Annotated in this window: 11 protein-coding genes; 1 reads left to right on the top strand and 10 read right to left on the bottom strand. The window is 65.9% G+C overall.

Annotated elements, in window-relative coordinates; genetic code table 11:
* Positions 1 to 7: 7 nt before the first annotated feature.
* The 6 genes from EV641_RS13935 to EV641_RS13915 form a co-directional block, all read right to left on the bottom strand.
* Positions 8 to 646 (bottom strand): potassium-transporting ATPase subunit C, encoded by a 639-nt coding sequence (locus EV641_RS13935; RefSeq protein WP_132472380.1) that lies wholly within the window; start codon positions 644 to 646, stop codon positions 8 to 10.
* A gap of 3 nt (positions 647 to 649) precedes the next feature.
* Positions 650 to 2,677 (bottom strand): potassium-transporting ATPase subunit KdpB, encoded by a 2,028-nt coding sequence (gene kdpB / locus EV641_RS13930; RefSeq protein WP_199233256.1) that lies wholly within the window; start codon positions 2,675 to 2,677, stop codon positions 650 to 652.
* A gap of 71 nt (positions 2,678 to 2,748) precedes the next feature.
* Complete coding sequence (gene kdpA, locus EV641_RS13925) at positions 2,749 to 4,446, bottom strand: potassium-transporting ATPase subunit KdpA (protein ID WP_132472376.1); 1,698 nt, start codon at positions 4,444 to 4,446, stop codon at positions 2,749 to 2,751.
* A gap of 7 nt (positions 4,447 to 4,453) precedes the next feature.
* On the bottom strand, positions 4,454 to 4,552 hold the full coding sequence (gene kdpF, locus EV641_RS13920; RefSeq protein ID WP_132472374.1) for a K(+)-transporting ATPase subunit F: 99 nt from the start codon (positions 4,550 to 4,552) through the stop codon (positions 4,454 to 4,456).
* Positions 4,552 to 4,674: a hypothetical protein gene (locus tag EV641_RS30155; protein ID WP_277874500.1), complete on the bottom strand. Its 123-nt coding sequence runs from the start codon at positions 4,672 to 4,674 to the stop codon at positions 4,552 to 4,554. The genes kdpF and EV641_RS30155 overlap by 1 nt, the downstream gene beginning before the upstream one ends.
* 127 nt (positions 4,675 to 4,801) lie before the next feature.
* The gene (locus EV641_RS13915; protein ID WP_241997203.1) at positions 4,802 to 5,668 is read right to left on the bottom strand and encodes an MHYT domain-containing protein; all 867 of its coding nucleotides are present in this window, start codon (positions 5,666 to 5,668) and stop codon (positions 4,802 to 4,804) included.
* Positions 5,669 to 6,015: 347 nt separating this feature from the next.
* Here EV641_RS13915 and EV641_RS13910 point away from each other — a divergent pair, with 347 nt between their 5' ends.
* On the top strand, positions 6,016 to 7,002 hold the full coding sequence (locus tag EV641_RS13910; RefSeq protein ID WP_132472372.1) for an LLM class F420-dependent oxidoreductase: 987 nt from the start codon (positions 6,016 to 6,018) through the stop codon (positions 7,000 to 7,002).
* Positions 7,003 to 7,023: 21 nt separating this feature from the next.
* On the opposite strand, the gene EV641_RS13905 is transcribed toward EV641_RS13910, so the two are convergent.
* The 4 genes from EV641_RS13905 to EV641_RS29485 form a co-directional block, all read right to left on the bottom strand.
* A complete protein-coding gene (locus EV641_RS13905) occupies positions 7,024 to 7,587 on the bottom strand; it encodes a GNAT family N-acetyltransferase (protein ID WP_132472370.1) in 564 nt (187 codons plus the stop codon).
* A gap of 18 nt (positions 7,588 to 7,605) precedes the next feature.
* Positions 7,606 to 8,274, bottom strand: coding sequence for a DUF3239 domain-containing protein (locus EV641_RS13900; protein WP_132472368.1), 669 nt, complete (start codon positions 8,272 to 8,274; stop codon positions 7,606 to 7,608).
* A gap of 62 nt (positions 8,275 to 8,336) precedes the next feature.
* Entirely contained in the window at positions 8,337 to 9,995 is a 1,659-nt protein-coding gene (locus EV641_RS13895; RefSeq protein WP_132472366.1) for a DNA repair helicase XPB, read from the bottom strand.
* A gap of 310 nt (positions 9,996 to 10,305) precedes the next feature.
* Positions 10,306 to 10,473, bottom strand: a complete 168-nt coding sequence (locus tag EV641_RS29485; protein ID WP_199233246.1) for a hypothetical protein — start codon at positions 10,471 to 10,473, stop codon at positions 10,306 to 10,308.
* Positions 10,474 to 10,570: the final 97 nt, after the last annotated feature.

The raw sequence follows: 10,570 nt of genomic DNA, 5'->3' as shown, positions 1-10,570 counted from the left end.
TGCACTCTCACGAGCCGGTGGTGCATTCGGGTGCCGTCAGACCGAGCGCCACATTCAGCTCCGGTACGTTCACCCGCTCCATGCCGAGGAACCCGAGCTGCCTGCCGTCGGTGTGTTCGGCGACGAGTTGGCGGACGCGGTCGAGGCTCAGGCCGGTCACTCGTGCCACCCGCGGGGTCTGCAGCGCGGCGTACTCGGGGGAAATGTGAGGGTCAACGCCGGACCCGGACCCGGTGACCGCATCGACCGGCACCTCCTCAGCAGACACACCTTCACGAGCAGCGATCGCGCTACGCCGCTCCTCGATGAACGTTGCCAGAATAGCGCTGCTCGGACCTTGGTTCGAGGGCAGCGCGGCCGCAGGGTCACCGGGTGCGAAGGGATCCTCGTCGGCGATCGACCCCACGACCCTCAGATGGAAGAACGGGTCGGGGTCGCCGGGCGCGACCTGCGGATCCACACCGATCAGCGCGCTGCCGACCACGCACCCCTTCGTGTCGATCAACGGTGCTCCCTCGGCGCTCACGGCCTCGAGGCGGCTCACCACCCACACCGCTGCCGGATACACGCCTCCGACGACGGCGGTGAGCATGAGCAACACGACCGCCCCCACGCGGAGCTGTCGAAGAAAGTTCGTGGTGTGCATGTCTCATCCCATTCCCGGTGCGAGTCGGACCACGAGGTCGATGAGCCAGATCCCCATGAACGGTGCCGCGACACCACCGACGCCGTAGATGAGCAGGTTGCGGCCCAGCAGCGACGACGCGCTCGACGGGCGGTATCGGACCCCTCGTAGCGCCAACGGAATCAGCGCGACGATCACGAGCGCATTGAAGATCACCGCAGACAGGATCGCGGACTGCGGGGTCGCCAGACCCATGACGTTCATCGACGACAGTTGCGGGTAGATCCCGCTGAACAGTGCGGGCAGGATCGCAAAGTACTTCGCCAGGTCGTTGGCGAGCGAGAACGTGGTGAGTGCGCCGCGCGTGATGAGCAGTTGCTTGCCGATCTCGACGACCTCGATCAGTTTGGTCGGATCGGAATCGAGATCGACCATGTTGCCCGCCTCCTTCGCGGCGGAGGTCCCGGTGTTCATCGCGACACCGACGTCCGCCTGCGCGAGCGCGGGAGCGTCGTTGGTGCCGTCGCCGGTCATCGCGACGAGGCGACCGCCCTGTTGTTCCGAGCGGATCAGTGCGAGCTTGTCCTCGGGTGTCGCCTCGGCGAGATAGTCGTCCACGCCGGCCTCCGCCGCGATCGCCGCGGCGGTCAACGGGTTGTCGCCGGTGATCATCACGGTACGGATGCCCATCGCGCGTAGCTGCGCGAATCGTTGGGCCATACCGGACTTGACGACATCGGACAGTTCGACGACGCCGACGACCACGGCTCCGCGCGTATCCGCGCGCGCGACCATGAGCGGTGTGCCGCCGCGGCCTGCGATGTCGCCGACCGTCGCGGTCACTTCGCCGGGGACCGTGCCGTGCTGTTCGCGTACCCAACGTGCGACGGTGTCGGCGGCGCCCTTGCGGATGTGGACGACAGTTCCGCTGGAGGAGATGTCGACGCCACTCATCCGGGTCTGTGCCGTGAACGGCACGAACTCGGCGGCGTCCTCGGCGGCGGCATTGTGGGGGTCGAGCCGGTGGTGCTCTGCGCACAGTTCGACGATGCTACGCCCTTCCGGGGTACCGTCCGACAGACTGGACGACCGTGCTGCGGCTGCCAGCTCGTCCTCGGTGATACCCGGTGCGGGGTGCAGCGCGGTGGCGCGTCGATTGCCGTAGGTGATGGTGCCGGTCTTGTCGAGCAGCAGCGTGTCGATGTCGCCGGCCGCCTCGACCGCGCGGCCAGACTTGGCCAGGACGTTGCGTTGTACGAGCCGGTCCATCCCGGCGATGCCGATCGCCGACAGCAGCGCGCCGATCGTGGTGGGGATCAGGCACACCAGCAGCGCGATCAGCTCGATCGGCCCCTGCTGTGCGCCGGCGTACGCACTCATCGGCCCGACCGCGACCACGGCGAGGAGTAGCACGATCGTCAAGGCCGCGAGAAGGATGTTCAGCGCGATCTCGTTGGGCGTCTTCTGCCGAACGGCACCTTCGACGAGCGCGATCATGCGGTCGACGAACGTGTGCCCGGGCTCGGCGGTGACCCGGACGACGATGCGATCGGACAACACGGTGGTGCCTGCGGTCACAGCGCAGCGGTCACCGCCGGATTCGCGAATCACGGGGGCGGATTCGCCGGTGATCGCGGATTCGTCGACCGTCGCGATGCCCTCGACCACATCGCCGTCTCCGGGGATGAGTTCTCCGGCTTCGACCACCACGAGGTCGCCGATCCGCAGCTCGGTGCCGTTGACCGATTCTTCGTGGCCGGAAGTGGTCAACCGTCGGGCTACTGTGTCCTGTTTTGTTTTTCGTAGCGACTCGGCCTGCGCCTTGCCGCGCCCTTCGGCGACGGATTCGGCGAGGTTGGCGAACAACAGGGTGAACCACAGCCATACGGCGATCGCCCACGCGAACACGCTCGGGCCGACAATGGCCGCGACCGTTGCGATCGTCGATCCCACCAGCACGACGAACATCACGGGATTGCGAGCGACGTGTCGTGGGTCGAGTTTGCGGAATGCACCGGGGACGGCCGCGGCGAGTTGGCGGGAGTCGAACACACCCGCGGTGATGCGGTCGGGGTGCGGCCCGGGAGAGTACGGGTCGGAGGTGCGGGGAGTAGTGGACGCGGTCAATGCAATGCCTCCGCGATCGGGCCCAGCGCAAGGGCAGGGAAGAAGGTCAGTGCGGCGACCAGTACCGCTGTGCCGGTGAGTAGTCCGGCGAATGCGACGCCCGAGGTGGGCAAGGTTCCCGCGCCGGCGGGCACACGCTGCGCAGACGCCAGAGATCCGGCGAGAGCGAGAACGAACACGATCGGCAGGAAACGTCCGAACAACATGCACATCCCGAGGCTCGCCTGGAACCAGTCGTTCGTGACGGTGAGACCACCGAAGGCGCTGCCGTTGTTGTTGGCCGCCGACGCGTATGCGTAGAGCACTTCGGTGTATCCGTGGATCGCTCCCGGTGTTCCGGGGTCTCCCGAGTTGCCGAGGGCACCTGCGGTTGCCGGCAGGACGACGGCGATCGCGGTACCGATCAGGACGAGCGCAGGCATCACCAGGATGCTCAGCGCGGCGAGGGTGATCTCGCGGGTGCGCAGTTTCTTACCGAGGAATTCGGGGGTGCGCCCGACGAGCAGTCCGCCGACGAACACCGCGACCATCGCGATGACGAGAATTCCGTACAAGCCGGTTCCGGCACCGCCCGGCGCGATTTCGCCGAACAGCATGTTGAGCAGGACGGCGCCGCCGCCGAGCGGCGACATGCTGTCGTGCGCGGAGTTCACCGCACCGGTGCTCGTGCCGGTGGTGGACACCGCGAAGAGCGCCGATCCCGGAATGCCGAATCGAACCTCTTTTCCTTCGAGCATCGTTCCCGCTGCGTCCGCGGCGACACCGTGAGTGCGGGATTCGGCGGCGAGTGTCACCGCGAGCATCGCGGTGTAGAGGATCGCCATCACGGCGAGCACAGTGAGGCCCTGCCGACGATGTCCGACCATGGTGCCGAACGTGCGGGTGAGAGCGACCGGAATGAGCAGGAGGGCAATGATCTCCACGATGTTGCTCACCGGCGTCGGGTTCTCGAACGGATGCGCGGAGTTCGCGGCGAGCACGCCGCCGCCGTTGGTACCCAGTACCTTGATCGCCTCTTGTGACGCGACCGGCGCCAGAGCGGTGGTCAGCGTATGTCCGTCGAGTCCCGTTGCGGCGAAACCGCTCCGGTAGGACTGGATCACGCCCTGGCTCAGCAGGGCCAGCGCGATGACGAACGAGAGTGGGAGCAGGATGCGCAGCGTACCGCGGGTGAGATCGACCCAGAAATTGCCGATCTCGCCACCCCGGCCGACGCGCACGAGCCCGCGGATCAACGCGACGGCGACACCCATACCCACCGCGGCGGACACGAAGTTCTGCACCGCGAGTCCGGCCGACTGCGTCAGCGGGTTCATCGTGGTCTCGGGGACGTACGACTGCCAGTTGGTGTTGGTGACGAACGAGATCGCGGTGTTGAACGCGACGGCGGGGCTGATGCCTTCGAGATCGTTGTTCAACGGCAGCACGCCCTGGACGCGTTGCAGACCGTAGAGGAGGAGCGCGCTCGCGAGCGAAAACCCCAGCACACTGGTGGCGTACCCGTACCAGGTCTGTTCCGCGTGGGAGTCGATCCGGCACGCCCGGTAGAGAATCGACTCGATTCGCAGGTCTTTCGTCCTCGGCCCGTCGGTGGTGTACACCTTCGCCATGTAGTCGCCGAGGGGGACATACAACACCGCAAGGACTGCGACGACCAGCGCGATCTGCAGCCCTGCAGCGAGAGCAGGAGTCATCGCGGCGTCAGAACCTCTCCGGACCGAGCAACGCGACCAGGAGGTACACCACCATCGCCGCTGCGATCACGATCAGCGCGGTGGTGGTCACTCCGGCCCACGTCATCAGCGTTCTCCCGCGCTCTGGGGGGAAGGGTTGTGAGGGCCACTGCCGTGGAGTGCGCGCAACGTGAGCGCGCACATCACGATTCCGGCGATCATCAGCGTCACATATGCGGCGTCGGCCATCTCGTTTCCTGTCGTCGACATGGAGCGGCGCCGGTCGGCGCCGCACCACACCATCGCGCCGCCGGAGCCGACCCGACCGGATCCATGCGAAATCCTGACGCTTCTGCGCGATGTCCTGACGACTTCTTTACGTGGGCGTGCCCTGGTGCGGTGCGCCGGAGGGATGACCTGTGATCCGGTCGACGATCGGATCGGGCTCGATGACGGCAGCGGGCTCGATGACGGCAGCGCGTTCGATGACGGCAGCGCGTTCGACGACGGCAGCGGGCTCATCGAGCGCGGTCAGCTGTGCGATCTTCGTATCGAAATGAGCGTCTGCGGTCTGCGGCGCGAGCAGCAACGCGACGATCGGCACGGCCAGGACGATCATGCCGAGGGTATATGCAGGCAGCAGCAGTGACAGGACGGTCAGCCCCTCCGGTGCCTGCGCGGTCGGATCGACGGTGGCCTGTATCCCGGCCATACCCGTGTAGTGCAATGCGACCACGGCACACCCCATGACCAGGGCTCCCGCGATACGTACGAGGTGCCGTTGGGTGACTCCTGCCAGCCACAGTGCGGCAGTGGAGGCGGCGATCCCGATGATCACCGAGGCCACGACGAACATCGGCGTGTGGGTGAGGGTGCCTTGTATCCGGATCGCGGCCATGCCGCTGTAGTGCATCAGACTCACTGCAAGGCCCATCAGCAGTCCGCCGACGGACAGGGTGAGTGCACGTGGCAACCGCCGGCCGGCGAGTGTTCGCAGGGTGACGAGCCAGAGTCCGAACATGGTGGCGGCCATGGCCACCACCGCTGAGAACACCGTCAGTCCCAGGTCGTACCGGACCAGTGTGGCGGGCACGTCGAAGCCCATCATTCCCATGAAGTGCATCAGCCAGATGCCCACGCCGCCGATGGCGATCGAGGCCATCAGGAGCCATCCCGTGCGGGTTTTTCCGGGTGGGTGCCGGGTGGCCTGGTTGGCACATGACAATCCGGTGTAGGCGCCCACGACAGATACTGCATACGCAAGTCCCAGTACCCACAGGCCATGGTGAAGTGGTGCAATTCGTGTGACATTCGTTCCTCGCAGGTGACGCGCTTCGACCATCCGTGCTCGGGTTGTAGCGCGCCACACCAGACCGACTCGGGCTGCAACGTGAGCTTCTCTGAGCAGCACAGACGATGGTACATAAGTATGGTTACGCTGCGCGGAGTGCCTGGCCTGCTCCGGTCGCCCGGGCCGTGGGCCCGCGGACCTGTTTCCTGCATGCTCGCGTGGAGTTCGCGATACTCGACGGTGCAGCGCCGGGTTCTCGATTTCGCCCGGCGGACCGATCACCGTCAGAAAGGACTCGCATGCGCTTCGGCTACTTCGTTCCCCAGGGTTGGCGACTCGACCTCGTCGGTATCGACCCCGGCGATCAGTGGCGGGTCATGCGTGATCTCGCGCAGCGCGCCGACAAGGGCCCCTGGGAGTCGATCTGGGTGTACGACCATTTCCACACGGTGCCTGCACCGTCGGAGGAGGCGACCCACGAGGCGTGGTCGCTCGTGTCGGCATTTGCGGCGGTGACGGACCGCGTACGAATCGGGCAGATGTGCACAGCGATGGCCTACCGCAACCCCGCCTACCTGGCCAAGGTTGCCGCGACTGCCGACATCATTTCCGGTGGCCGCATCGAGATGGGCATCGGCGGCGGCTGGTACGAGCACGAGTGGCGCGCATACGGCTACGGGTTCCCGTCGGCAGGGGAGCGGTTGGGGCGCCTCGACGAAGGCGTGCAGATCTTCACGCAGGCGTGGGCCGACGGTGTCGCTACTCTCGACGGCAAGTACTACCAGGTCGACGGAGCGATCTGTCGTCCGCTTCCGTTGCAGGACGGCGGTATCCCGCTGTGGATCGCGGGTGGTGGTGAGAAGGTCACCTTGAAGATCGCCGCGAAGTACGCGCAGTACACGAACTTCGACGGCACCCCGGAAGGGTTCGCCCGCAAATCGGAGATCCTGCGCAACCACTGCGCGGAGGTCGGCACCGACTTCGACGCGATCGTGCGTTCGGCGAACTACAACGTTGCGATCGGCCGGACGGAGAAGGAAGTCCAGGACCGGCTCGAGCAACTTCGTAGCCGTCTCGCACCGATCGTCGGTGCGGAGAAGGCCGACGGCGCGCTCAACGCGTTCCGTGGAATGCCCGCTGTGGGAACCCCCGAGCAGATCGTGGAGAACCTCACGGCGTTGAAGAAGCAGGGCCTCGAGTACGCGATCTTCTACTTCCCGGAAGCCGCATACGACACGTCGGGTATCGAACTGCTCGAGAAGGAAGTGCTTCCGCACCTCGCGTGATTCTGTGCCGCAGAACCCGGTTCAGATCGGCCACGTGCCGGTGGGCGTGCGGGGATCGTCGGGTAACAACCCGGCGACCCACACGTCGCGGGGAACGCCCCGCTGCACCGTTCCGTGTCGGGCGATGCCCTCGTACTGGAATCCCGTGCGACGCGCGACCGCGGCCGACGGCAGGTTGCCGACGAATGCGCGCCATTCGATCCGCGAGACACCCATCCCGTCGGCAGCGAAAGCGAAGTCGCATGCGAGCCGCACTGCCGCAGTGGCCAAGCCATGCTGCCGCGCGTCGGGGGCGATCCAGTAGCCGATTTCCGGGATCTCTGCACCACGCTCGAGAAACCCGACCATCCCGCACAATCGCTCGTGAAGGCTCGTGCGGATCGCCCATTCAGGGAAGCCGTCCGCCCATTTCGCTGGCACGATATCGCCGACGAACCGCACAGAATCGGCTCGTGTGTACGGGCTCGGCACGTTCGTCCACGCGGCGATCGCAGGATCCTGGCACGCCTCGGTGATGACGTCGATGTCTCCCGCGACAGGCGGTGACAGCGTCACGCTGCCGTCGGTGAGGACCCGGGTTTCCATATCGGTCTCAACTCACTTTCAGCGCAGCTCAGGTGGGAGATCCTTGTGGTCGAGCACCATGCGCCGCTCGTCGGTGGCGTTGACCTCGTCGGCGAGCTTCAGCTTGTTCGCAAGCAACCGCCATTCGGCGTTGTCGATAGCGCCCGCGGCTTCCGCGAGGACCTTCGTGTCGCGGGTGCCCCACGAGATCGGCATCGGGCTCGCCATCTGCCACACATCCGACTTGTTGCTCGTGGTGCGGTCGGACAGCACCGCAACCGACGGCACCTGCTCGCCGACACGTGCGCGGTGCCCGGGGATCGCCAGGACGTCGCGGGTGACCAGCGCGTAGTGGTGAGTGCCTGCCTCCGGCTTCGCGATATCGATGAGGGCGAGCAGCGTCATGCCGCGGGCACGCGTGGTGGCGACGACCGCCGGGACCAACGGGCTGTCGTGGTAGAGCTCCTCGATGGTGCCGATCTTGCGTGGCGCCCAGAGCGCCACCCACAGTGACGTGACTGCCGCGACGATCAGCACCGCCCCCACTACGTACGACCACGGCTTGCCGAGATAGATCAGCCACGCCGCGGCCGCGGCACACAACACCGCGACGATCACACCGGAGCGCCGCAGGCTGCGGACCTCGGCAAGTGTCTGATTCACACTCTTGGCATGGGGCAGGTCGATGGGGAACTCGAATCGGCGCACGCCCTCCAGCTTATGGGACGCGCTCGACCCGAGGATCGACTCGTTCGGTCCGTCAGGACTGATCAGCCGATCTGAGGTCCGAGCAGATCGTCGGCGTCGGTGATCCGGTATGCGTACCCCTGCTCGGCAAGGAAGCGTTGCCGGTGCGCGGCGTACTCGGCGTCGAGGGTGTCGCGGGAGACCACCGAGTAGAAGTGCGCCTGCCCACCGTCCTGCTTCGGGCGCAGCAGACGTCCGAGCCGCTGTGCCTCTTCCTGTCGCGACCCGAACGTGCCCGACACCTGCACCGCAACCGACGCCTCAGGCAGGTCGATCGAGAAGTTCGCGACCTTCGACACGACGAGGACGTCGAGCTCACCGTTGCGGAAGCGATCGAACAACACCTCGCGTTCCTTGCTGCGCGTCGAGCCCTTGATGACCGGGGCATCGAGGGCCTCACCGAGCTCGTCGAGCTGGTCGATGTAGGCACCGATGACGAGCGCGGGCGAGTTGGGGTGACGGGCGAGGATCGACTTGACCACTGCGTTCTTGGTGCGCGCGGTCGAGCACAGCTTGTAGCGTTCCTCCGGCTCGGCCACCGCGTACGCCATCCGCTCGGCATCGGTGAGCGTCACGCGCACCTCCACGCAGTCGGCCGGGGCTATCCACCCCTGCGCCTCGATGTCCTTCCACGGCGCGTCGTACCGCTTGGGGCCGATGAGTGAGAACACGTCGCCTTCGCGTCCGTCCTCGCGGACCAGCGTGGCAGTGAGGCCGAGACGACGTCGGGACTGCAGGTCGGCGGTCATCCGGAACACGGGGGCCGGAAGCAGGTGCACCTCGTCATAGATCATCAGTCCCCAGTCGCGGGAGTCGAACAGCTCGAGGTTGCGGTACTCGCCCTTCGTTTTGCGGGTGATCACCTGGTAGGTGGCGATGGTGACCGGGCGGATCTCCTTCTTCTCACCCGAGTACTCGCCGATTTCCTCTTCTGTGAGCGAGGTGCGGGCGATCAGCTCGCGCTTCCACTGCCGTCCGGCGACGGTGTTCGTCACGAGGATCAAAGTGGTGGCACCGGCCTTCGCCATCGCGGCCGCGCCCACCATCGTCTTGCCGGCACCGCAGGGAAGTACGACGACACCCGAACCGCCGTCCCAGAAGGAGCTCGCGGCCATCTCCTGGTAGTCGCGCAGATGCCAGGGATGTGTCTCGAAGTCGAGGGCGATGCTGTGCGCCTCGCCGTCGACGTACCCGGCGAGGTCCTCGGCCGGCCAGCCGACCTTGAGCAGCATCTGCTTGAGGCGACCGCGTTCGCTTGGATGCACGATCACGGTGTCGTCGTCGATGCGTGCGCCGAGCATGGGGGCGATCTTCTTGTTGCGCATCACCTCGGCGAGCACCGCATTGTCGAAGCTGACCAGCGTGAGTCCGTGGGCGGGATTCTTCACGAGTTGCAGGCGTCCGTAGCGGCCCATGGTGTCGACGATGTCGACGAGCAGCGGCTGCGGTACGGCGAAGCGGGAATAGGTGACCAGCGCATCGACGACCTGCTCGGCATCGTGGCCGGCTGCGCGTGCGTTCCACAGCGCCAACGGCGTGACCCGGTAGGTGTGGACGTGCTCGGGTGCACGTTCGAGTTCCGCGAAGGGGGCGATGGCCTGCCGGGCCGCATTCGCCTGCTCGTGGTCGACCTCGAGCAGCACGGTCTTGTCGGACTGGACGATGAGCGGTCCGTCGGCCACGAAGCCTCCTGGTGAGCGAAAGTAGAACTCTTCCATTGTCCAGATGCGGAGGGCGGCGCGCCACCTGCGCGCCGCCCATGCGTCCGGACATCACCAGTTCCGACCCGCAGCGGTGTCGATGCACCGCTCGGTCAGTTCGTCAGCGATCGGCGCACCTCCATCACGCACACGAGTGCCTCCGAAATTCCGGAGCGATATCCGACTTCTTTTTCCGAGGAGACCGTTACGGAATCCAATTCCCCTTCGAGCCTTTCCTGAATTCTGTCCAGGGCATGCAGTGTCCTTTTCATTTCGATACCGTCTTCTTATCTCATGCCGGTGCTCTGATCACTCCGGCTCGTTCGTCGAGAACGAACACTCGTGCGCGGGCCAGGGCGGCTCGATATCCGTTGCCTTGCGCATCGGTACCGACAGAATGAATCGGGAGGTCGCGGATCTTTTCATACAGCGCCTCGAGCACTGCAGTCTCGGTGTTCATGGCGTTCGCCGTCTCAACTCCGCTTCCGCTTACGGATGAATTCTCCGGACTCCGCGGCCTTCTGTCGTTTTTCTGCCCGGCGCTCCTTCGCGGACTG

This window comes from Rhodococcus sp. SMB37, from assembly GCF_004345605.1.
Taxonomy (GTDB): Bacteria; Actinomycetota; Actinomycetes; order Mycobacteriales; family Mycobacteriaceae; genus Rhodococcus.
Note: the sequence above shows the minus strand (reverse complement) of the source record. Positions and strands in the feature narration are given on the sequence as shown.

Bases quoted from the DNA above. Each gene is read 5' to 3' on its own strand.
- EV641_RS13935 (WP_132472380.1), bottom strand. From the start codon at position 646: ATGCACACCACGAACTTTCTTCGACAGCTCCGCGTGGGGGCGGTCGTG.
- kdpA (WP_132472376.1), bottom strand. From the start codon at position 4,446: ATGACTCCTGCTCTCGCTGCAGGGCTGCAGATCGCGCTGGTCGTCGCA.
- kdpF (WP_132472374.1), bottom strand. From the start codon at position 4,552: ATGACGTGGGCCGGAGTGACCACCACCGCGCTGATCGTGATCGCAGCG.
- EV641_RS30155 (WP_277874500.1), bottom strand. From the start codon at position 4,674: ATGGCCGACGCCGCATATGTGACGCTGATGATCGCCGGAATCGTGATG.
- EV641_RS13910 (WP_132472372.1), top strand. From the start codon at position 6,016: ATGCGCTTCGGCTACTTCGTTCCCCAGGGTTGGCGACTCGACCTCGTC.
- EV641_RS13905 (WP_132472370.1), bottom strand. From the start codon at position 7,587: ATGGAAACCCGGGTCCTCACCGACGGCAGCGTGACGCTGTCACCGCCT.
- EV641_RS29485 (WP_199233246.1), bottom strand. From the start codon at position 10,473: ATGAACACCGAGACTGCAGTGCTCGAGGCGCTGTATGAAAAGATCCGC.